Source organism: Agrilactobacillus composti DSM 18527 = JCM 14202, assembly GCF_001436375.1.
Taxonomy (GTDB): domain Bacteria; phylum Bacillota; class Bacilli; order Lactobacillales; family Lactobacillaceae; genus Agrilactobacillus; species Agrilactobacillus composti.
In genome coordinates, this window is sequence record NZ_AZGA01000088.1 from 214,302 (window position 1) to 235,888 (window position 21,587).

Genomic DNA, 21,587 nt, shown 5'->3' on the forward strand with positions numbered 1-21,587 from the left:
ATTAAATAAAAGTATTTTGTACTCTTTTAGTTTATTTATTAAAGTATTAATTACTTATATTAGTGCTAGGAGGCTTTTGAATCATGTCCAATTTATCCATGTTAACGGATTTATATGAATTCTCCATGGCCAACGGCTACTATGAAGCAGCTAATGACGAAGTTGGCAGCTTTGATGTTTTCTTCAGAAAAGTCCCGGATCAAGGTAGCTTTGTGATCTTTGCCGGGCTGCAACAGGCCGTTGACGCCTTAGAAAATTTTCATTTTGACCAGCCCGATATTGACTACTTGCGGGGCTTACATCTTTATTCGGAAGGCTTTTTAGACTACTTGCAGCATTTCAAATTTGACTGTGAGGTGTGGGCCATCCCTGAAGGCACGCCAGTTTTCCCTAGAGAACCCCTCTTGACCATTAAAGGACCTTTGCTACAAACTCAATTATTTGAAACTTTACTGTTAAACATTTTGAATCACCAGTCCCTTATTGCCACCAAAGCCCGGCGGATCACTTATGCCGCCGAAGGTCGGCCCGTGATGGAATTCGGTGCCCGCCGCGCCCAAGGCCCCAGCAGTGCCACTTATGGGGCCCGGGCAGCCATTATCGGCGGTTGCACCAGCACTTCTAACGTCCAAGCGGCTGAACTATTTGGTATCCCCGCCGCTGGTACCATGGCCCACAGCTGGATCGAAGCCTTTCCCGATGAACTGACCGCCTTTGAAAAATGGGGTGAGATTTATCCGGACAACGCTGCCCTGTTAGTAGACACCTATGATGTCTTAAGTTCCGGTGTGCCCAATGCCATTAAGGTCTTCAAGGAATTACAAGCTGCGGGGCATAAACCCGTAGGCATCCGCATTGATTCTGGGGACATTGCCCAATTGGCTAAGGCTGCCCGGCAACAACTTGACGCCGCCGGTTTGCCAGAGGTTAAGATCACCGCTTCTAATTCCTTGGATGAAACGGTCATCCAGGCCCTGTTAAAAGAAGGGGCGCCCATTGATAACTTTGGTATTGGGGAAAAACTTATCACCAGCGCTTCTGCCCCAGTCCTCAGCGGGGTTTACAAGTTAACGGCCGTCCAGAGCCAAGGTCAATGGGTTCCGAAAATTAAAATCAGCGATAGTACGGAAAAGCTGACGTTACCTAGCATTAAACAAGTGTACCGCCTGTATCGACCCGGCAGTGACCAGGCCTTTGGCGACGTGATTGCGTTAAAAGATGAGGTCTTAACTTCAGACATCACCGCTGTGCCGGCAAGTCCTTTAGCCACCAAACGGCAAACGGTCCTTAAGGATTTCGTAGCGGTACCCTTGCAACAACCGGTCTTGACCCAGGACCATCCTGACTATGTGGCCCCCAACTTACCGGAGATCCAACAGCGGACGCAAGAAAAGCTCGCCGAATTACCAGCTGCCACCAAGCGGTTAGTGAACCCTGACGAATATCGGGTTTACCTCACCAAATCCCTGGCCGATTTACAAACTGAATTAGTCCAAAAATATCATGAAAAGGAACATGTCCAATGAAAAAAGTAATCATTATCGGTGCGGGCTTGGCCGGCAGTTACTTAGCCACCCAGTTACCCCAAAACTATGACATCACCATTATCACTAAAGCCAGTGCCCAAGATAGCAACTCCATGTTGGCCCAAGGGGGCATCGCCGCTTCTTTAGATCCTGGGGATAACCCCGCCTCCCATGAAGCTGATACCTTAGCTGCCGGACAGCATCGCAATAAAGTAGCCGCGGTGGATCAATTGGTCCACGAAGGGCCAAAGCTCATTCAAACCTTGATCAAACAGGGCATGCCCTTTGACCATCAAGCTAATGGTGCTTTAGATTTCGGCCTAGAAGGGGCCCACAGTCATCATCGTATCCTCCACGCCAAGGGGGATCGGACGGGTCTAGCCTTGACCACCTTTGTGCAAAGTCAAATTGAACACGTCCATTGGCAGGAAAACACCACGGCTGTTGAATTGTTAGTTAAAAATGGGACTTGTTACGGTGTGCGGGTCAGACATGACCCCACCGGGACTTTCAAAACTTTGACCGCTGATGCTGTCGTTTTAGCCACTGGGGGCTTGGGCAATCTGTTCCCATTGACCACCAATGATGCCACAATTACCGGAGATGGCATCGCCATTGCCGCTCGGGCCGGGGCCAAGATGGCCGACATGGCCTTCATGCAATTCCATCCCACGTTATTATCTTTGCATGGTAAATGTTTTGGTTTAATTTCTGAGGCCGTTCGGGGTGCTGGGGCAATTTTGGTGGATGAAAATAATACCCCAATTATGGCCGCTGTTCCTAAAAAAGACCTAGCTCCTAGAGATGTGGTGGCCCGGCATTTGACTTGGTGGCGGGCAGCTGGTCATCAAACTTTCTTAGATATCTCCGCCATTCCTGATTTTCCCAAACGCTTTCCTGGTATCACCGCGAACTTAGACCGGCATCACGTGCCCTTTCGGACCACCAACCGGATCCCGATCCAACCCGGCGCCCACTTCATGATGGGTGGGGTTCAAGCAGATTTGGCCGCTCAAACCTCTATCAAGCGCTTGTTTGCCATTGGCGAAGTCGCTTGTAATGGGGTCCACGGTGCCAATCGTCTGGCCAGCAATTCCCTTTTGGATTGCTTAGTCAGTGCCGAAGAGGCCACCAAGGTGATTGCCGCCTTAGAACCAGCCGTCACCCCGGCCTTACCTCAAGATCCAACGACCATCGTGCCACCTAAGCTACCAAGTTTGGCCGACTTGCGCCAAGCCGCTTGGCATAATCTGGGTGTGGAACGCACCAAGGCACAACTCCATGACTTCCACACTTGGTTAGCCCAATTTAATTACCGGGACCTGGTCCCCACCCAACTCAGTCCCAAAGACTTCACCATCGCTAACCTATGCTTATGTGCCGAATTGATCGATACTGCTGCCTTAAAGGAGCCTAAGAGCATTGGGGCCCATTATATCAAGGAGGTGGCCCATGAATCCACTGCAAGTTAAGCAGGCCCTCACTGGCTTTTTAAATGAAGATTTAGGGTTTGGGGACTTAAGTACTGCCCTACTCCCCCAGCAAACCATCCAAGGAGACTTCATTGCCAAAGAAGCCGGTATCATTTGTGGGCAAACTCTGCCGCAACAAGTGTATGACTTATTAGGAAGCGCCCATTACGAGGCCTTGATTCCTGAAGGCCAAGCCGTGGTCCCTGGGGATCATATTGGTCGGGTGCAAGGGGATACCGCCACCTTGTTATCCGGGGAGCGGGTCATTTTAAACCTGATGCAGCGACAAAGCGGTATTGCCACGGCCACCGCCCAAGCCGTCGCCACCTTAAAGGATCCCACCATTAAAATCGTGGATACCCGCAAAACCATGCCCGGTTTACGGCTGTTTGATAAATATGCCGTCACCGTGGGAGGTGGGGTCAACCACCGCCTGGGCTTAGATCATGGGGTCATGTTAAAAGACAACCACATCGCGGCCGCTGGTAGTATCACCGCCGCTGTTGCCGCCGTGAAGCAACAGGCCGGGCCCATGTTGCGCATCGAAGTGGAAGTGGAGACCAAAGCCCAAGTGCAAGAAGCAGTGGCTGCCAAAGCCGATGTCATTATGTTTGACAACCAAACGCCGGAAACCGTCGCCCAGTGGCAAAAATTGGTCCCCGAGACCATCTATACCGAAGCTTCCGGCGGCATCTATTTGGCCAATTTAGCTACCTACCGCGGCTGCGGGGTCAATTTTATTTCCCTAGGTTATTTGACCAACGCGGCCCTGCCTCTAGACATCAGTTTCATTCTGAAAGGTGCTGTGAAAGCATGATACTCACTGACTTACAAAGCAAAATCGCTTTTAATGACTACTATAATGAAGATCCCGCTGATCAAGTCCAGCGCATTGCCGCCATCAAAGCCGACTTTGGCGATGATTTATTCCTAGTGGCCCACCACTATCAAAAAGACGAAGTGGTCCAATTTGCCGATGCCCGGGGTGATTCTTTAAAATTAGCCCAAATTGCCGCCAGCAACCACGCGGCCAAACATATTGTTTTTTGTGGCGTCCATTTCATGGCCGAGACCGCCGATATCTTAACCACGGCCCAACAACATGTGGTCTTACCAGACCCCATGGCCGGCTGTTCCATGGCGGATATGGCCAATCCCTTCCAGCTGACACAAGCTTGGCAGGCATTGACCGCCCGCTATGGCGACACGATTCTACCCGTCACCTATGTGAACTCTTCCGCGGCCATCAAAGCCTTCGTCGGCCGCCATGGCGGCGTGGTGGTCACCTCCAGTAACGCCGGGGCCATCGTCAGCTGGGCTTTAAAACAAGCTAAACATCTGTTATTTTTACCGGATCAATACTTAGGTCGCAATACCGCTTTAGCCTTGGGTATCCCCAAAACTGAAATAGGTATGTGGCTAGCCCAACAAAACCATTTAGAGGCAACGGATCCTGACAACCTGCGGGTGATTTTGTGGAACGGTTATTGTTCCGTCCATCAACAGTTCAACACCACCCAAATCGACCACCTGCGCCAAACCTATCCGGATGTGAAAATCATTGTTCATCCCGAATGTCACCAAGACGTGGTGGCCGCCGCCGATGAAGTGGGGTCCACTGCCGCCATCATTAACTATATCAAAGCCGCGCCAAAAGGTGCCCGCATTGCTGTAGGTACTGATAACAACTTAGTGGGGCGCTTGATCCACACCTATGCAGATAAAAAAATCATGTTCTTGAACCCCCATTCCTGTGCCTGTATTTTAATGAACCGCATTGACCTGCCCCACTTAGCCTGGACCATGGATCAATTGGCGGCCGGCGATTCGGGTCATGAAATCAAAGTTGATGCAGACACCGCATTCTGGGCTAAAAAAGCGTTAGACCGGATGCTTGAATTGAGTTAATGAGGTGAACCAAATGATTTATTTTGATAATGCCGCCACCACCCCCATGAGTGCCAAGGCCTTAGACACTTATACCACCGTGGCCCAAAACTTTTATGCCAATAGTGAAAGCTTACATGAAGCGGGCAATGCTGCTGGCCAGTTGGTGCAAGAAGCCCAGACCACCATTGCCAATTTGTTCAAGATTCCCGTGGAAGGCATCATTTTCACCAGCGGTGGCACGGAAGCCAATCAACTAGGCATTCGCAGTTTAGCCACCGGCAGTGGCAAGACCCAGATTTTAGTCAGTCCTTTAGAACATAGCTCCGTTTATCAAACCCTGGATTTATTGCACCGGGAATTTGGCTTTGATATCCAAACCTTGCCGGTGACGGCCACTGGGCAAATCACCGCCGCTGAACTAACTAACCAGATCACCGCCAATACCGCCTTAATTGTCATCCAGGCGGTGAATTCCATTACTGGTATCCAGCAAAACTTAACGGAATTAAAGACAGCGGCCCAAAACGCGAAGGTGCCCTTATTTGTGGATGCCGTACAGGCTATGGGCAAAATTGATTTTGATCCCACTGGTTTAGCGGGTTTTAGCGCCAGTGCCCACAAATTCAACGGCCCCAAGAGTAGCGGGTTGCTTTATCTCTCTCCCCAAGTATTGACCGACCCGCCCTACCGCCATGTTTTCCAACAAAATGGTTTCTTACCAGGCACCTTAGATGTCCCAGGTATCGTCAGCATGACCACAGCTTTGACAGACAGCCTGCCCGTTATTGCCCAACGCTTGGCCTTAGTGACCCAATTGAAAGCTGAATTTCTCACCCAATTGGCCCCAAGTTTTGCGCCGGTCATCCCCACAGCCGGCTACCCCGGTATTTGCGGGGTGATCCTGCCCAAAAATCAAGGCCAAGAAGTCGTTACCCGGTTAGGGCAACAGGGTATCTGTTTTTCCACGGTCAGTGCCTGCAGTATTAAAGATCCCCGGCCGGATAAAACACTAACCGCGTTGGGGTATGACCAGGCTACGATTGAACGTTATATCCGTTTATCTTTTGGTCCAGAAAATACCCTGGCTGAAGTTGATAAACTGGCTGATATTTTAAATCATGAATATGCTTAATTTAACGAATTTTAATGTGAAATTTTCGCAACAAATAACGTTTAGGTCGCTAATGGTCTAAACGTTTTTTCGTTTCCCCAATATTTTTTGAAAAAACTTGAGCAATTCGAGGTGAAACTGTTTTCAAATTGTTGTTTTTGGACTAGAATATTAGTATTCAAAAAGGAGGTTTTTTTACATGTCAAAAGTTGCTTTAATCACAGGTGCTGCTCAAGGTATCGGTGCGGGTATTGCCGAACGCTTAGCTAAAGATGGCTACGATGTGGCCATTGCTGATTTACCGGGTCAACAACAAAAAGCCCAAGGGGTCCTAGATACCGTGAGCGCTGCTGGACAAAAGGGGTTATTTATTCCCTTAGACGTGACGGACCGCGACCAAGTCTTCGCAGCTGTGGATACCGCTGCTAAGGAACTAGGCAGTTTTGATTTGATGGTCAATAACGCTGGGATTGCCAAAGTTGACGGTATTTTAGATATTGATCCTAAGGATTTGGAATTAAGTTTTAAGATCAATGTCTTTGGGGTCGTTTATGGTATTCAAGCTGCTGGCAAGAAATTCAAAGAATTAGGGATTGCTGGTAAAATCATCAGTGCCTCTTCTATTGCCGGCATCAAAGCCTTCCCGGTTTGGGGGACTTATTCAGCTACCAAAGCAGCCGTTATCAGTTTCACCCAAGCCGCTGCTAAGGAATTAGCCCCAGATCACATTACCGTTAATGCTTATGCCCCAGGGGTTGTGGGCACCACCGGCATGTGGGATGAAATTGACGCTAAAATGTCCAAAATCAATGGCAAACCTTTAGGCCAAAATCGCCAAGACTTTGTGGATACTATTCCTTTAGGCCGCACCGTTGAACCTTCTGATGTTGTCAAATTAGTCGCTTTCTTAGCCAGTCCTGAAGCCGACTATATCACCGGGCAAGCTTACGCTGTTGATGGCGGCGGTTTGCTTTAGATCATAATCTAGATATTCAAACCAGCTATCCTACCCGTCACAGTAGAATAGCTGTTTTTTGATTTATTCAGAACTATGTTAAAGCTTTTCAGTACTTTGGTGATAACTTTGCAAAAAATGGCCTATATTTTAAAACTTCTGCAAATGAAGACCAGAACTTTCAAAATATTGCCGGTTTTTTTTAAAGTTATGCTACTTTCTTCCAAAACTATTGAAAAAATAGCCGTTTTTTAGATACTTTGTTCCGCTAGTCCACCTGGTTTTAAAAAACCGTCAAAAAAAGCCGTTTTACTCAATTAATTCTGAGTAAAACGACGCTTTTGGTTAATTTAGAAGATCCCATTTCCCGGTATCTTCATTGTATTTACTGATTAAATCATGAATTTCATCATAGCGGTACTTGTCTTCCAAGTCATTGGTATCTTTATCGTAAACATCAATTTCTTTCATATTGGCTGCTGGGGTGGACACTTCAAAACTATGACCATAAGACCCGACGTTGTCATATTCAGAAATCAAATCCTTATAGCGTTGCACTGTCCGGTTATAAGAACTGTCACTATTGGCGGATCGATTGACCCGGGACGTACTTGAGGCAGTGTCTGTATCCGTATCGGTCGTCGCAGTCGTCGTAGACTTAGTATCCTTATCCTTGTCAGTGGACTTGGTTTCAGATTTAGGGGCTTTTAAAGTCACGGCAATGTCATTGCTATTCTTCAGAGGAAACAGCTTTTTCGTGGTGGTCACCGGTTTATTGTCCACATTAGCCTTAGCATTGATCTCATAGGTCCCTAAAATCAGGGGGCCAATTTTATAATTATTACCATTGGTGGCCTTCACCACTTCAGAATTGACGGTAACTTCAGCATCTCGGTTGGTTTTGATGGTGGGATATAGTGCTTTAACGGATAATTTGTACTCTGGAAAAACTAAAAATGCTTTATGATCGCTGGTCAATTTAAAATTACCATCGGCTGATTGGTCCTTAGCATTCAAATCAGACTTTAACTGATTGATGTACTGCTTATCAGATTGCAGATAGTTTTGCAGGGGCTTCACCGTTTGTTCGTTAATTTGTAAATTGGTGGCATCACTGCTGAGCACACTGGCAACGGTCTTAGGATTGTTGCTGTTTAACTTCGCAATCAACGCATCCACTTGTTTAGCCTTAGCATAAGTTTGCCGGCCCATTAAATAGCCAGCCCCAAGAATGACCACCAAAATCACGACCCCTAAAGCTACCCAGCGGCCGACTTTACTACTGGGGCCGGGATTAACTGGGCCACTGCCATTGGTGCCTGGCTGTTGCGGTGGTACGTTTCCTTGGCTACTTGCACTTTGATTAGCTTGGGTAGGCGGTGTGTTGGGCCTGCCAGTTGGATTTGGCTGCTTTGATTGTGGCGTATTGGCTTGGGCGGCCTGTTGGGCCCGGGCTGCTTTTAGATTAAACCCACAATTGGGGCAAAACTCATCGGTGGCTGTCACCGTCGCCCCACAATGTGGACAAAATGTCATATTCCTTAAACTCCCTCATTTTTAAAACTTTGTAAGATCCAGTCGTAGGCTTTCGGCAGGGCCTGTTGCCAATAGGGGACATCGTGGCCTCCGGCTGGATCGATATGTAACTGGGTCTTGATTTGTTGATTTTGTAATTCTTGGGCAAAGCGTTGCACATCCCCCACTGGCACTGTGGTATCCCCTTGCGCGGATTCTAAATAGACTTGGGGTTGGGCCTTTTGAACTGTCTGATTGATTTTACCCGTTGGAAATTGGGCGACCCAATTGGCATCAGACCACGCCCCAGAAGCATCATTAAACGCACTGACCCGGGATTTAACACTAGCCGGTACCTGATACCAAACCGCTGGCGAAATCCCAAAGGCATAGTGAAATTGCTGAGGATTTTGGAACGTTAAATTCACCGCACCGTAGCCACCCATGGAAATCCCCCCAATGGCGTGGGCACTCACATTATCCGAGATGGCATATTGTTGATCAATTTCCTGGTATAAATCCTGGCTAATAGCCGTGGCCATGGCTTCTTGGGGGCCATCCACATAAAAGCTGTTATCACTATCCGCAAACACCACGATGGCCGGCTGCTGATATTGGGCCGTGGCCGTATCCAGCAGCGTTTTAGAATCCACTAACTTGTAAAAATTTGTATAATCCCCATCCATCCCATGGAGTAAAAAAATCACCGGATAGCGCTTGGTGGGATCGTATTGTTCCGGGGTATAAACAGCGTAATGCCAGTCCCGCTTTAACGATGGTGACCAAAAAGTATGGGCGGTGATGGCACTATCTTCTTGGGCCGTTGTTTGGCCTTTAGTACTGGCCACCACTTGTTGGGCGTCGGCCCCAGCTTTTTTCATACTGCTTTTTGAAGTTTTTGTGGTGCTGGCTTGTGAACTGCTTGTTGATGATGCCGTTGACTTAGGGGTGGCCGCCTGATGACTGCCACAAGCGGTTAAGCTTAGTAACGCAATGCCTAAAATTCCCAGTCTAAACTTTTGAATAAATATCCGCCTCCCTAGACGTTGATAAAAAATATTAAATATAAGTCTAATTTTAGCATAACTACAGCCCAGGCACATTAACGAATTGTGGGTCGACAGAAAACAAATAAAGCTCAAAGGCCTTTACCTTCAAGCTTTATTTACACAAGTTTATTCGGGATTTTTCTGGTTACTTTTAGTACAAGAAGAAAACTGGATGGGTACTGCCGTCTTGATAAACTACGTACTTACCGACATTTGAAGTGATAGCCACATAAGGGCCACCCCAGTAACCGCTGATAAAGGGATCCCATTGGCCACCATAGATATGTTGATAATTTTGATTTTGATAGTCACCATTTTTAGCTAATACTGAAAGGATAGCATCTGCCGCCGTGTTCACTGGAATATTAGCCTGTTTGCCATAAAGCCAGTAGCCATCCCCAAGGTCATAACTTACACCACCATTACCGGAATAGTACCCTTCAACTTTCCATTGCGAACCAACTGGCAAAGTATAGCCTTGATAAGGTCGTGTATCAAAAGTTCCGCCCATAAATAGCCCTGGTTTCGTATATGTTCGCGCACTCGATTCATTTCCATAAGGCCCTGTCACAGTCACCACGGTTGGATACCAGTGATAGCCATTACTGGGTTCCCATTCACTGGCTGCTTGGGCTTGACCGCTGGTAAAGGCTAAACTGCTTGCTGCCAAGGCCAATCCTAAAACACTCAACAAAAGCTTTTTCAATTTCACATTAATTCCTCCCAATATATCTTATCCAATCCCATGCGCTTTATCTGCTATGTAGTAAGCTACGTAATATTGTACATAAAACTGAACAATTGATATCATTAGTTTACCTTATCGCTTCATAAACTGTCAACGATTTCAGGACATGAAAAAAATCACTTCAAAGATACCAGGAACTAAATTAAAGTATCTTTAAAATGATTAAGGTATAACTTATACTTTTTCAATATTTTTTAAACAGCGCGTTTTCCCGGCCCAACAACGCCTGACGAAACAGCTTTTGACAGCTATCAATCGTCGCTTGTACAGCCTCAGTACCATTCCCCAGGATTCGAATGGCTAACCCTGGAAAATTGAGCTGAGAAATACCCGCGTATACCTCAGGATGATTGTCAGTGATGATTGTTTCGAATTTAGCCTCAACTTCGGGGTCGATTAAAGGATGCACGATGTAAATACTCCCATAGTGAGTGTAATCTGCAAATAAACCAACCGTGTGGATCGGTTTTACTTTAGGTTCTAAAACCAAGGCATCCCAGACCTGTAATTTATCCGCAAGATAAATCCGGGTTCTTAAATTTAAATAGTCATATTGAAAGCCTTGCATATCCTGGGACCAGCCTGGGGTTAAGACCTCGGATAAAAACAGCGCACTGGTTGCTTTTAAGTGAATGATTTGATCCTGGGTATATCGGGCATCTTGAAAAGGAATGATGGGATCGGCAGTAAATTCCAGGATTCCCTGGTCTCCCACTTCAATCTGACAGTCTTGGCGAACTTGGTCTTTTGGAGTTTTATAGATTTTGGTAGCGGACTGGGCGGTCAAATATAAATCAGCCGTATCGTGGACGCGAATATCCATTTGATAACGGTCCCCGTCCAAATACCCCCCGCCAGGATTGAGCAAACAATACATTAACTGGCCAGTGTCATCCAAGTGTTGAGGGCGCATTAATTTAAAAGCACCTTGAAAATAGGCATCTTGCGGAATCGACTGTTGCCGGCGGGCAACCACATCTAAACTTAGTGTCCCCGTTATTTTACGTTGTGTCAGGTCCATGGCTACACTTCCAAAAATGCGCTTGTCTTTAACCAATCAATAACTGTATCCAATCCCTCATCGGTCTTTAAGTTTGTAAAGGCTGTGGGTTTAACGGTGCCCCGAAATTTTTTGGTATCAGCTAACATCACATCTAGATTCGCCCCCACGTAGGGCGCTAAGTCCGTTTTATTGATGATGAAGAAGTCACTTTTAATCATCCCCTGACCACCTTTACGGGGAATTTTTTCACCCTGGGCCACATCAATAATATAAATAGATAAGTCCACCAATTCTGGACTGAAAGTGGCTGCTAGATTATCCCCACCACTTTCCACAAAAACCAACTGTAAGTCAGGAAATTTTTCTTTAAAATCGTCGATGGCCGCGGCGTTCATGGAAATATCTTCCCGAATAGCCGTATGGGGACAGCCCCCAGTCTCAATGCCAATAATGCGATCCTCTGGCAAAACCCCTGTGCTCTTTAAATAGCGTTCATCTTCTTTGGTATAAATATCATTGGTCACCACGGCCATACTTACTTTATCAGCCAACTTTTCAGCTAATCGTTGCAATAATAAGGTCTTACCAGAACCCACTGGGCCACCGATGCCGATTTTGATGGTATCTGTCATTTCAAAAGCTTCCTTTCAAGACATAAAACTTCGAGAATATAAGAATTGATGCTTCATCTGAGCAATTTCTAAACCAGGTGCGGTGCGGCCAAACTCATCCACAGACAATGCCAAGGTTTGAGCCACCGCTTGCGTAATCACCGGATGTAAAGCGACAATCAACTGCTGGCCTTTGGTCTGGCCAATAGGAATTCCCCGGACCGCATTTTGGGTCAAATTGTAGAGGGTCATGTAATAATAATTGGTCAACGTCTCTGTACACGTTAATTGCAGCGCCCGACAAGCTAAACAAAAAACTATCGCTGAATGCGGTAAAATCACTTTTTCCTGAACTAACGTTTGATACTGCTGCAATTGGGGATCAACCAGCAGCTGGTTGATCAACTTGCTGAATTGCTTGCCCATTTGAATATTGCCGTAACGCATCTCTTTAGGTAGCATCTGGGCATATAGAGCCGCCGACCAAGTCTGAATAACTTGCGCCAACGCCGGCGCTGGTGCTTGATGGACCTCACGGATCACCAAGCCTTCGCAATAGGTCAGCTGTTCAGTTAAATAATCCGCCAACCAGTTTTGAAAACTTGCCGGATCAGTCACAGCCCCACTAAAGGTTAGGTACTCAAAGCCAAAGGATTGGCTAAAAGCCCCCGTAGGAAACTGGGTATCCACCAATTGATGCAACATCAAATCCGCTCTAGGCGTCATGATGATGCCCCACATGCAAAAATGGCTGTGGCAGTTTAAGCGCCTTATGTTCAAAGTTAATTTGTTGGTCTTGCAACAATTTTTCCACTAAATAGTCATACTGCACGATCATGGTATCGCCACTAAATTGCGCGGGTAAATGGCGATTGCCTAAAGCATGGGCAATTTTACCCATGGCTTGAATTGAACCGGGTTTAATAATCAACACATCTTCTGGTAACACGTCCACCACAATGGCCTTATCGGCATCTTGATACAACACATCCCCCACGTGGAGATGTTGCCCATCGGGTAAATGCACGGCGACGGCTTGGGCGCCTTCACTAGTTAAATGATGCAAGCGTTTGGCAAGGTCTTCATTAGCCACAAAGACCTTGTCAACTTGTAGCCCCGCTGGAATCTGATCCAAATCCACATGTTCAATGATTTTTTCAACTAACATAAAAATTGCCTCCTAAAATAAGAAATAACGCTGGGCTAAGGGTAATTCGGCTGCCGGTGGGCAGGTCACAATTTGGCCGTCGACGGTCACTTCATAAGTCTGGGGATCCACAGTGATTTTTGGTGTTTTATTATTAAATTTCATATCCTTTTTAGTCAACGTGCGAATATCCTTCACTGGCAATAGGGTCTTTTGCAAACCATATTTGGTTTTGATATCCGCGTCTAAACTCGCTTGGGATACAAAGGAATAACTGGTTTGTGTTAAAGCTACCCCATAACTGCCAAACATTTTCCGATAACGGACGGGCTCTGGCAGCGGGATCGACGCATTGGCATCCCCCATCAAACTCAAATTGATCAAGCCACCTTTAATCACTTTATCCGGCTTGACTCCAAAAAATTGGGGTTCCCACAAGACTAAATCGGCAATTTTGCCCACTTCGATTGATCCCACATAGGCACTGATGCCATGAGTAATCGCCGGGTTGATTGTGTATTTAGAGATATAGCGTTTGACCCTAAAATTATCATTATGGTTTGGCGCATCCTCAGCTAAAGGCCCCAATTGGTGTCTTAATTTACTGGCAGTCTGCCAAGTTCTCAAAATGACTTCCCCAACCCGACCCATGGCTTGGGAATCTGAACTCATCATGCTGATGACACCCATGTCTTGCAGCACATCTTCAGCGGCAATGGTCTCTTCGCGAATTCGAGAGTCGGCAAAAGCCACATCTTCAGGCACATCCGGATTTAAGTGATGGGTAGCCATGAGCATGTCTAAATGTTCATCGATGGTATCACTGGTATAAGGCATCGTGGGACTGGTAGAAGACGGTAAAATATTCATTTCCCCCGCCACTTTAATGATATCTGGGGCATGGCCGCCACCGGCGCCTTCTGTATGGTAGGTGTGGATGACGCGGCCATTGATGGCGGCAATGGTATTTTCTACAAAGCCGCCTTCGTTTAAAGTATCGGTATGTAAGGCTACTTGCACATCATATTTGTCGGCCACTTTTAACGCATTATCGATGGCTGCAGCCGTGGCGCCCCAATCTTCGTGAACTTTCAGACCGATAGCTCCGGCTTTGATTTGCTCGGCCATGGTGTCCAAATCAGCCCCTTGGCCTTTGCCTAAGTAACCAATATTCATGGGCAGGCCTTCAGCGGCTTGCAACATCTTGGCAATATTCCAAGCCCCCGGTGTATCAGTGGTGGCATTGGTCCCTTCTGCAGGGCCCGTACCACCGCCCAGCATCGTAGTAATCCCACTTTCAGCCGCTGCGGTAACTTGCGTTGGACTGATGAAATGAATATGGCTGTCGATGCCCCCAGCAGTGACGATTTTACCCTCGGCTGAAATCACTTCCGTTGAAATACCAATGGGAAAAGTGACCCCAGCCATCACCAAATCATTGCCAGCTTTGCCAATGGCAAAAATTTTGCCATCGCGGATGCCAATGTCTGCCTTATAAATACCGGTGTAATCAATTATTAATGCGTTGGTTAATACCAGATCTGGCACACCTTGATCCCGAGTCAACAAAGGATTCATCCCCATGCCTTCCCGGATGACTTTACCACCACCAAAAACAGCCTCATCCCCGTAACTGGTATAATCTTTTTCCACTTCAATAATTAAATCTGTATCTGCCAGTCGGACCCGATCCCCTGTGGTGGGGCCATAGAGACTAGCATATTTGGCGTGGGAAATTTTTAAACTCATTTTTTTCACTTCCTAATCCAATTTGCCGTTGGTTTTGTTATTCATACCATAAACTGCCCGCTTACCCGCATAGGCGACTAGCGTCACGGTCTTTTCATCTTGAGGTTCAAACCGCACGGCCATCCCAGCAGGCACATCTAAATGAAAGCCCCGGGCCAATTCACGATCAAATTGCAAAGCCTCATTAACTTCATAAAAATGATAGTGGGAACCCACTTGTACCGGGCGATCGCCCGTATTCGTAACTTTGAGGGTCCGGGTTTGCCGCCCGGTGTTTAATTCGATTTCGCCATCTTGGGGTAAAATTGTACCAATTTTCAATTTATGTCATCTCCTTAACGAATGGGATCATGGACAGTAACTAGCTTGGTGCCGTCTTTAAATGTACCTTCCACTTGAATCACCGGAATCATGTCCGCAATACCTGGCATCACATCCGCTTGCGTCAACACAGTGGCGCCAAATTGCATCACTTCAGCAACACTAGCACCGTCGCGAATTTTCTCTAAGACTTCATACGTGATATAGGCTATGGCTTCGGGATGATTTAGCTTCAACCCCCGGTCCTTGCGCCGATGGGCCAAATCACTGGCCACGACGATACTGAGCTTTTCAATTTCTTTAGTTGTTAAATTTAATGGCATATGCAACCTCCGTTAGCGATTATTCTAATCAAAAATTAATGACGTGATTTGTTATATAATATAACACTAATTTAAAATTCAGCAAGTTATTTTTAGGATAATCATTTACCGCTTTCAAAATAAATTGCGGTTGCATAACCATAATCTAACATTTTCACGTTATATATCCTGATTTAATCGTGTAATATTGAATTATTTTCACTTATGTGCCAAAATAATTTCAGGTTTTCATTTTCAAAAAAGCTGGTTAATATCTTCAATTTGTGTTATAAAATATAACATAAAAGATTATAAAATAATTAGTTTAATTATTTGGAGATGAGAAATTGAAAAAGCACTGGCATCGATCCTGGTTTTTGCTTTGTTTATCCATCGCTTTTATCAGCCTCTTATCTGGCTGCAGTAGTGCCGTGGCTGGCTTAGCCCGGCCTTCAAAAACTACCACCACTTCCGATAAGGTTATCAAAGTCGGTATTTTGCATTCTTTAAGCGGCACCATGGCCAATAGTGAAATTCCTGTAGAACAAGCTGAATTGCTGGCCATCAAACAAATCAATGCCAACGGTGGCGTCTTAGGTAAGCAAGTGGTCCCGGTCATTGAAGATGGTGCGTCTGATAACGCGACTTTTGCTGAGAAAGCCGACCAACTGTTAAATCAATATCACGTGGCTACTGTTTTTGGCTGTTGGACTTCTGCCAGCCGCAAAGCCGTTTTACCCATTTTTGAACATAACAATGGCTTGCTGTGGTATCCCGTGCAATATGAAGGCATGGAATCTTCCCCTAACATCATGTATATGGGGGCAGCTCCCAATCAGCAAATTGTCCCAGCGGTTAATTTCATGACCCAGCACTTTGGCAAAAAGGTGTTCTTAGTAGGTTCAGACTACGTTTTCCCAAGAACAGCGAACGCCATTATTGACCAACAAGCCAAACAGTTACATATGACTGTCGTGGGTGAAAAATATGTCCCCATGGGCAGCACCGACTTCTCCACAATCATTACCCAAATTAAAAAAGCCAATCCTGATTATATTGTGAATACTTTAAATGGCGGCTCTAATGATGCCTTTTTCAAACAACTCCATGAAGCAGGCATCGCTGCGAACACCACCCCCACCATTTCCGCATCGGTGGCTGAACAAGAAGTTAAAGGTATTGGGAATACGTATATGGCTGGTCAATATACCTCTTGGAACTACTACCAATCCCAAAATAATCCTGAAAATAAAGCCTTCATTAAAGCTTTTCGAGCTGCCAACGGCGCCAATAGCGTCACAGATGACCCTATCGAAGCTGGCTACAATGCAGTCCACCTGTGGGCTAAAGCCGTCAAAAAAGCTGGGACTACAAAAGTGGCCGCAGTTCGACAGGCAGCTAAAGGTTTAAGCTATGCGGCCCCAGAGGGTAAAGTCACCATCGATGGCGACAATCAGCACCTCTATAAGACCGTTCGAATTGGCAAAGTTGCTAGTAATGGGGTCATCAATACGGTCTGGCAATCGCCACAGCCCGTTAAACCCGATCCTTATTTGAAGGGTTATGCCTGGGCTGGCATGTTGAATCAAGGCCAATAGGAGGGACGTTTATGAGTACAGTCATCATGCAATTGTTTAACGGTATCAGCGTGGGTTCGATATTACTGTTAGCCGCGGTTGGTTTAACCATCACCTTTGGACTGATGGGCATCATCAATATGGCCCATGGGGAGTTCATTATGATTGGGGCCTACACGACTTATGTGGTTCAACTCATTTTCCAAAAGTATTTTCCTGGCGGCTTCAGCGCTTATGTATTGGTAGCTTTGGTTTTATCGTTTCTGATCACCGCCTTATTAGGCTATCTTTTAGAAAAAATTATCATCCGCTACCTTTATGATCGCCCGGAAGACAGCCTATTGGTCACCTGGGGCTTGAGTTTGATTTTGCAACAACTGGCTCGGAATATTTTTGGAGCGCCCGATGTCTCCGTAACCTCTCCTAAATTTTTACAGGGAAACGTGGCCATCGGCGCCAATATCGACCTACCCATCAATCGCTTGGCAATTTTAGCCATAGCTATTTTGGCTTTAGGCGGTGTGGCATATCTGTTGTTCAGGACCAAATTCGGTCGAAACATCAATGCCACCATGCAAAATCGCCAAATGGCTGCAGCATTAGGCATTAATACCAAACGTATCGATTCTTTAACTTTCGCCCTCGGTACAGGCTTGGCTGGCTTGGCGGGTTGTGCTGTGACTTGGATCGGCTCCATTGGCCCCAGTATTGGCCAAGACTATATCATCAATGCTTTTATCACGGTGGTCGTCGGTGGTGCGGGCACCTTGTTAGGCACGATCTTTGGTTCCACCTTCATGGGGGTGGGCAATACAACGTTAGAATACTTGACCAACCCTTCCATTGGCCAAGCCTTGGTACTGATCCTCGTCATCATTATTTTGCAATTCAAACCCAAGGGCGTTTTCAGTTTGAATTCACGTAAGATCGATGATTAATCACCAACTATCGAAAGGAAGGACCGCCATGACCAAAAGTAAATCACCCGTATACGGTGCAATTTTATTGTTTATTTTCTTACTCATTTTTCCGTTTATCTTCTCCATGTTTCAAGTGGGTTTATTCACCAAGTTCATGTGTTTTGCCCTCATCGCCTTATCCCTGGACTTGCTTTGGGGCTATACCGGGATTTTAAGTTTAGGCCAAGGCGTGTATTTTGGCCTGGGGGCTTATTGCATGGCCATGTATCTTAAACTCGCTGCCAGTGGGTCGAATCTGCCTGACTTCATGCGCTCACCGGGCAGTGGTATTAGCCAATTACCTTGGATCTGGGTCCCTTTCAAGAACCCAATCATCGCCTTGGCCTTAGTCATCATTGTCCCGGTGTTGATTTCAATCTTGATTGGCGCATTAACCTTTATCAATCGCATCAGAGGCGTTTACTTTTCGATTCTATCTGAAGCTTTAGGAGTCGTCTTTTCAGTCCTATTGGTGGGCAGTCAGTCTCTTACCGGCGGTTCCAACGGTCTGACCAATTTCTCTAATTTCATGGGTGCCAGCTTATATACCGGTAAAAGTCGGTTGATCCTATTTTATGTGACCCTGCTTATTTTGGCCTTAGTATACTTTTTGGCCTATCAATTGATCCATCATAAGATTGGCAATGTGCTCATCGCTATCCGGGATAGTGAAAACCGTCTGCGTTTTACAGGCTATAATACGGCGGCCTATAAAATTTTCATTTACGGCTTAAGCGCCGCAATTTCTGGCGTTGCCGGGGCCTTATATGTGCTACAAGTGGGTATCATCACCCCCAGTGATGTCGGTGTCATGTTCTCCATTGAAATGGTGATTTGGGTAGCTATTGGCGGCAAAGCCACGCTCTTGGGACCGGTCATCGGTGCCTTGGTGGTCAATGAATTTAAAACCGTCATCAGTAATTACTTTCCATCCCTGTGGTCATATTTTATCGGGGCCCTGTTTATCATCGTCATCTTGCTCTTCCCGCAAGGCTTTATGGGATTAAAAGCTATCCCCCATTATCTAGCTAATCGCAAAGTTGCCCGGCAGATTCGACAGCACCAAACAAACCCTAATTTAAATCAGGAGGTCCAAAACAATGTTGCTAAAACCTCAAAAGAAGACTAATCCTCAAGCAGGCGCCAAACCAATTTTAAACTTAAAAGACATCAGCATTTCCTTTGGTAATTTTCAAGCCATTAAAAATGTTTCGACAACTGTTTATGAAAATGAAATTCGTTGTTTTATCGGTCCCAATGGGGCTGGAAAAACTACGATTTTGGATGCTATTTGTGGTAAAAGTCCGATCACCAGTGGCCAAATCACTTACTATGAAGGTCAACGCAGTCTAAACATTGAAAAGATGCGAGATTACGACATCTCTCGACAAGGTATTGCTCGCAAATTTCAGGCGCCCAGTATTTTTAACGCCCTGACCATTTGGGAAAATGTTAGTCTGGCGGTGGCCAAAGAATATTCCGTTTGGCAGGCGCTGACCAGTCACTTCACGACTGCTCAAAAAACCCGCATTCAAGAAATTTTGCATTTGATTGGTCTAGAAGCCTTGCAAGACCAATATCCTGCTCTTTTATCCCATGGCCAAAAGCAGTGGCTGGAAATCGGTATTTTATTAGCTGCTAAACCTCGTCTATTATTGTTAGATGAACCAGTAGCCGGTATGGGCCGTAACGAAACCGAACGCACTGAGGCGTTGTTGCTGAAACTCAAAGAAAACTGCACCATCATTTGCGTGGAACATGACATGCAGTTTGTCCAAGATATTGCCGACAATATTACTGTTTTCCACGAAGGCCAAGTCTTAGATGAAGGTAGTTTTGAACGCATTCAAAATAATCCCAAAGTCATTGCCGTTTATCTGGGAAGGAATGAGGATTAATGTTAACCTTGCAAAATTTAGCAGCCACTTATGGGGAGGGCCGGGTAGTTGATCACATCCGTTTACAGGCCAATGTTGGCGAAGTGACTTGTTTGGTAGGGCGTAATGGCGCGGGCAAAAGCACCACCCTCAAAGCTATCATGGGGCTTATTCAAACTTCAGCTGACACCTTGAGTCTAGACGGCCAAGACCTCTTAAGCTTACCCACTTACGATCGGGCACGTTTTGGTATCGGCTATGTTCCCCAGGGTCGGGACATTTTCCAAAATATGAGCGTTCAGGACAATTTGCGCATCGGCTTAGAAGCCAACCGCCAAACCCAACATGTCCCCGACTATATATTTGATCTATTCCCGATCCTAAAGGATTTTTTAAATCGTCCCGGCGGTGATTTATCTGGGGGTCAACAGCAACAACTAGCCATTGCCCGAGCTTTAGTCACCGATCCGAAGATATTGATTTTAGATGAACCCACTGAAGGGATTCAGCCTTCGGTGATCCAAGAAATCGGGGATGTCATCACCAAATTGAAAGATAAAATGGCCATCTTGATTGTGGAACAGTATTTGGAATTTGTCTTAAAAATTGCCGATCAATGTTATTTGCTAGAAAAAGGGCAAATATTAATGTCTGGTCCAACGGCAACTATTGACCAAACGCAATTAAAACATACACTGGCTTTATAGCAAAGGGAGTTGTTGGTACTCATGAAACAAATCAGGCAGAGCCTGCCCTACTATGGGGGCATCGGCCTATTGCACCTCTTAGGCTTTTTGGGCCTAGCCATTGCCTGTCGCAATTATCCGGCCTTTTGGGCCATTGGCATTTTGGCTTATATTTTAGGATTACGCCACGCCTTTGATGCGGACCATATCGCCGCCATTGACAATACCGTGCGTAAACTTATCCAACAAGATCAAAAAACCGTGGGGGTGGGCTTTTATTTTTCCCTGGGGCATTCAACCGTGGTGTTGTTAATGTCAATCACCGTGGGACTTTCTGTCAATTGGGTCAGCACCCATTTACCTGTCCTACAAAAAGTTGGTGGCTTTGTAGGTTCTTTTGTATCTGGTATTTTTTTGATCCTGGTGGCCATCTTTAATCTATTCGTCCTTTGGCACTTGCTCAAATCAGTGCGTCAATTACATAACAAACCCACTGCGGTGCAAAATTTAGATGATTTATTAGCGCCAAAGGGATTGTTAACAACTTTATTGAAACCTTTATTCAAATTTATCAAACACAGTTGGCAAATGTATCCCATTGGTTTTCTTTTCGGATTAGGCTTTGATACTGCCTCAGAAATCACCCTGCTGGCTTTGACAGCGCAATCCTCCCAACGCAACTTGCCTTTGATCGGTATTATTGCCCTGCCAATTATTTTCACCGCCGGTATGAGTTTAATGGATACCACCGACGCCGTCATGATGTCTGGGGCTTACAAGTGGGCCTTTGACACGCCGATTCGTAAGGCCTATTACAACATTGTGATCACAAGTGTTTCCGTCCTTGCGGCTATCAGTATCGGAGTTGTGGAACTCCTACAGGTCACTGGTAACCTGTTTAACTTTAAGGGCTTATTCTGGCATTGGTTACAAGCTATAGACTTTAATTGGCTTGGTTTTGGATTAGTCGCAGCTTTTATGCTCTTATGGTTGGTCGCCTACGGTATTTGGCGTTCAGTTATTGCTAAGAAATACGATACGCCTTATTAATAGTATTTTTATTAAATATCCTCGTATCCTTGAGGTTAT

At 45.9% G+C, this 21,587-nt stretch carries 22 protein-coding genes; 12 read left to right on the top strand and 10 right to left on the bottom strand.

The genetic code is table 11. The features are described 5' to 3' along the window. Positions 1-83 precede the first annotated feature (83 nt). The 6 genes from FC83_RS16145 (at position 84) to FC83_RS16170 (ending at position 6,975) form a co-directional block, all read left to right on the top strand. A complete protein-coding gene (locus FC83_RS16145) occupies positions 84-1,526 on the top strand; it encodes a nicotinate phosphoribosyltransferase (RefSeq protein ID WP_057003022.1) in 1,443 nt (480 codons plus the stop codon). After that, complete coding sequence (nadB, locus tag FC83_RS16150; RefSeq protein WP_057003023.1) at positions 1,523-2,998, top strand: L-aspartate oxidase; 1,476 nt, start codon at positions 1,523-1,525, stop codon at positions 2,996-2,998. The genes FC83_RS16145 and nadB overlap by 4 nt, the downstream gene beginning before the upstream one ends. Beyond that, a complete protein-coding gene (gene nadC, locus FC83_RS16155; RefSeq protein ID WP_035450675.1) occupies positions 2,979-3,815 on the top strand; it encodes a carboxylating nicotinate-nucleotide diphosphorylase in 837 nt (278 codons plus the stop codon). The genes nadB and nadC overlap by 20 nt, the downstream gene beginning before the upstream one ends. Beyond that, on the top strand, positions 3,812-4,906 hold the full coding sequence (gene nadA, locus FC83_RS16160; RefSeq protein ID WP_035450673.1) for a quinolinate synthase NadA: 1,095 nt from the start codon (positions 3,812-3,814) through the stop codon (positions 4,904-4,906). The genes nadC and nadA overlap by 4 nt, the downstream gene beginning before the upstream one ends. A gap of 13 nt (positions 4,907-4,919) precedes the next feature. Next, positions 4,920-6,020, top strand: coding sequence for a cysteine desulfurase family protein (locus tag FC83_RS16165; RefSeq protein ID WP_035450671.1), 1,101 nt, complete (start codon positions 4,920-4,922; stop codon positions 6,018-6,020). A 178-nt stretch (positions 6,021-6,198) separates the two neighbouring features. Beyond that, the gene (locus FC83_RS16170) at positions 6,199-6,975 is read left to right on the top strand and encodes an acetoin reductase (protein WP_035450669.1); all 777 of its coding nucleotides are present in this window, start codon (positions 6,199-6,201) and stop codon (positions 6,973-6,975) included. Positions 6,976-7,299: 324 nt separating this feature from the next. Here the strand turns inward: FC83_RS16170 and FC83_RS16175 are convergent, their stop codons facing one another. The 10 genes from FC83_RS16175 to FC83_RS16220 form a co-directional block, all read right to left on the bottom strand. Beyond that, positions 7,300-8,490 (bottom strand): TcaA second domain-containing protein, encoded by a 1,191-nt coding sequence (locus tag FC83_RS16175; protein ID WP_035450667.1) that lies wholly within the window; start codon positions 8,488-8,490, stop codon positions 7,300-7,302. Positions 8,491-8,495: 5 nt separating this feature from the next. Then, a complete protein-coding gene (locus FC83_RS16180) occupies positions 8,496-9,350 on the bottom strand; it encodes an alpha/beta hydrolase (protein WP_057003024.1) in 855 nt (284 codons plus the stop codon). Positions 9,351-9,669: 319 nt separating this feature from the next. Next, positions 9,670-10,230 carry a hypothetical protein gene (locus FC83_RS16185; RefSeq protein ID WP_035450666.1) on the bottom strand — a complete coding sequence of 187 codons (561 nt, stop codon included), beginning with the start codon at positions 10,228-10,230 and terminating at the stop codon, positions 9,670-9,672. A gap of 220 nt (positions 10,231-10,450) precedes the next feature. Beyond that, positions 10,451-11,287 carry an urease accessory protein UreD gene (locus FC83_RS16190; RefSeq protein WP_057003025.1) on the bottom strand — a complete coding sequence of 279 codons (837 nt, stop codon included), beginning with the start codon at positions 11,285-11,287 and terminating at the stop codon, positions 10,451-10,453. Between the two features lie 2 nt (positions 11,288-11,289). Beyond that, positions 11,290-11,901 (bottom strand): urease accessory protein UreG, encoded by a 612-nt coding sequence (gene ureG / locus FC83_RS16195; RefSeq protein ID WP_035450664.1) that lies wholly within the window; start codon positions 11,899-11,901, stop codon positions 11,290-11,292. 15 nt (positions 11,902-11,916) lie between these two features. Then, a complete protein-coding gene (locus FC83_RS16200) occupies positions 11,917-12,606 on the bottom strand; it encodes an urease accessory protein UreF (protein ID WP_057003026.1) in 690 nt (229 codons plus the stop codon). After that, positions 12,596-13,048 carry an urease accessory protein UreE gene (locus FC83_RS16205; RefSeq protein WP_035450662.1) on the bottom strand — a complete coding sequence of 151 codons (453 nt, stop codon included), beginning with the start codon at positions 13,046-13,048 and terminating at the stop codon, positions 12,596-12,598. The genes FC83_RS16200 and FC83_RS16205 overlap by 11 nt, the downstream gene beginning before the upstream one ends. Before the next feature lie 12 nt (positions 13,049-13,060). Next, on the bottom strand, positions 13,061-14,776 hold the full coding sequence (gene ureC / locus FC83_RS16210) for an urease subunit alpha (protein WP_057003027.1): 1,716 nt from the start codon (positions 14,774-14,776) through the stop codon (positions 13,061-13,063). A 12-nt stretch (positions 14,777-14,788) separates the two neighbouring features. Next, positions 14,789-15,091 carry an urease subunit beta gene (locus tag FC83_RS17520; protein ID WP_035450767.1) on the bottom strand — a complete coding sequence of 101 codons (303 nt, stop codon included), beginning with the start codon at positions 15,089-15,091 and terminating at the stop codon, positions 14,789-14,791. Between the two features lie 20 nt (positions 15,092-15,111). Further along, a complete protein-coding gene (locus tag FC83_RS16220) occupies positions 15,112-15,420 on the bottom strand; it encodes an urease subunit gamma (protein WP_035450660.1) in 309 nt (102 codons plus the stop codon). A gap of 326 nt (positions 15,421-15,746) precedes the next feature. On the opposite strand from FC83_RS16220, the gene urtA reads away from it, so the two are divergent. Genes urtA through FC83_RS16250 form a run of 6 tightly spaced genes read left to right on the top strand, consistent with a single transcriptional unit; the run spans position 15,747 to position 21,548 of the window. Next, positions 15,747-16,997, top strand: coding sequence for an urea ABC transporter substrate-binding protein (gene urtA / locus FC83_RS16225; RefSeq protein ID WP_035450658.1), 1,251 nt, complete (start codon positions 15,747-15,749; stop codon positions 16,995-16,997). Positions 16,998-17,008: 11 nt separating this feature from the next. Further along, a complete protein-coding gene (urtB, locus tag FC83_RS16230; protein WP_035450656.1) occupies positions 17,009-17,914 on the top strand; it encodes an urea ABC transporter permease subunit UrtB in 906 nt (301 codons plus the stop codon). A gap of 28 nt (positions 17,915-17,942) precedes the next feature. Further along, positions 17,943-19,064: an urea ABC transporter permease subunit UrtC gene (gene urtC, locus FC83_RS16235; protein ID WP_200868825.1), complete on the top strand. Its 1,122-nt coding sequence runs from the start codon at positions 17,943-17,945 to the stop codon at positions 19,062-19,064. Beyond that, on the top strand, positions 19,036-19,833 hold the full coding sequence (gene urtD, locus FC83_RS16240) for an urea ABC transporter ATP-binding protein UrtD (protein WP_052004417.1): 798 nt from the start codon (positions 19,036-19,038) through the stop codon (positions 19,831-19,833). Before urtC ends, urtD begins: the two co-directional genes overlap by 29 nt. Then, positions 19,833-20,519: an urea ABC transporter ATP-binding subunit UrtE gene (urtE, locus tag FC83_RS16245; RefSeq protein WP_035450654.1), complete on the top strand. Its 687-nt coding sequence runs from the start codon at positions 19,833-19,835 to the stop codon at positions 20,517-20,519. The genes urtD and urtE overlap by 1 nt, the downstream gene beginning before the upstream one ends. 21 nt (positions 20,520-20,540) lie before the next feature. Further along, positions 20,541-21,548 (top strand): HoxN/HupN/NixA family nickel/cobalt transporter, encoded by a 1,008-nt coding sequence (locus tag FC83_RS16250; RefSeq protein WP_035450652.1) that lies wholly within the window; start codon positions 20,541-20,543, stop codon positions 21,546-21,548. Positions 21,549-21,587: the final 39 nt, after the last annotated feature.

Excerpts from the sequence above, each read along its gene's own strand:
- FC83_RS16145 (WP_057003022.1), top strand. The coding sequence starts at position 84 with ATGTCCAATTTATCCATGTTAACGGATTTATATGAATTCTCCATGGCC.
- nadB (WP_057003023.1), top strand. The coding sequence starts at position 1,523 with ATGAAAAAAGTAATCATTATCGGTGCGGGCTTGGCCGGCAGTTACTTA.
- nadC (WP_035450675.1), top strand. The coding sequence starts at position 2,979 with ATGAATCCACTGCAAGTTAAGCAGGCCCTCACTGGCTTTTTAAATGAA.
- nadA (WP_035450673.1), top strand. The coding sequence starts at position 3,812 with ATGATACTCACTGACTTACAAAGCAAAATCGCTTTTAATGACTACTAT.
- FC83_RS16165 (WP_035450671.1), top strand. The coding sequence starts at position 4,920 with ATGATTTATTTTGATAATGCCGCCACCACCCCCATGAGTGCCAAGGCC.
- FC83_RS16170 (WP_035450669.1), top strand. The coding sequence starts at position 6,199 with ATGTCAAAAGTTGCTTTAATCACAGGTGCTGCTCAAGGTATCGGTGCG.
- FC83_RS16175 (WP_035450667.1), bottom strand. The coding sequence starts at position 8,490 with ATGACATTTTGTCCACATTGTGGGGCGACGGTGACAGCCACCGATGAG.
- FC83_RS16180 (WP_057003024.1), bottom strand. The coding sequence starts at position 9,350 with ATGAAAAAAGCTGGGGCCGACGCCCAACAAGTGGTGGCCAGTACTAAA.
- FC83_RS16190 (WP_057003025.1), bottom strand. The coding sequence starts at position 11,287 with ATGGACCTGACACAACGTAAAATAACGGGGACACTAAGTTTAGATGTG.
- ureG (WP_035450664.1), bottom strand. The coding sequence starts at position 11,901 with ATGACAGATACCATCAAAATCGGCATCGGTGGCCCAGTGGGTTCTGGT.
- FC83_RS16200 (WP_057003026.1), bottom strand. The coding sequence starts at position 12,606 with ATGACGCCTAGAGCGGATTTGATGTTGCATCAATTGGTGGATACCCAG.
- FC83_RS16205 (WP_035450662.1), bottom strand. The coding sequence starts at position 13,048 with ATGTTAGTTGAAAAAATCATTGAACATGTGGATTTGGATCAGATTCCA.
- ureC (WP_057003027.1), bottom strand. The coding sequence starts at position 14,776 with ATGAGTTTAAAAATTTCCCACGCCAAATATGCTAGTCTCTATGGCCCC.
- FC83_RS16220 (WP_035450660.1), bottom strand. The coding sequence starts at position 15,420 with ATGCCATTAAATTTAACAACTAAAGAAATTGAAAAGCTCAGTATCGTC.
- urtB (WP_035450656.1), top strand. The coding sequence starts at position 17,009 with ATGAGTACAGTCATCATGCAATTGTTTAACGGTATCAGCGTGGGTTCG.
- urtC (WP_200868825.1), top strand. The coding sequence starts at position 17,943 with ATGACCAAAAGTAAATCACCCGTATACGGTGCAATTTTATTGTTTATT.
- urtD (WP_052004417.1), top strand. The coding sequence starts at position 19,036 with ATGTTGCTAAAACCTCAAAAGAAGACTAATCCTCAAGCAGGCGCCAAA.
- urtE (WP_035450654.1), top strand. The coding sequence starts at position 19,833 with ATGTTAACCTTGCAAAATTTAGCAGCCACTTATGGGGAGGGCCGGGTA.
- FC83_RS16250 (WP_035450652.1), top strand. The coding sequence starts at position 20,541 with ATGAAACAAATCAGGCAGAGCCTGCCCTACTATGGGGGCATCGGCCTA.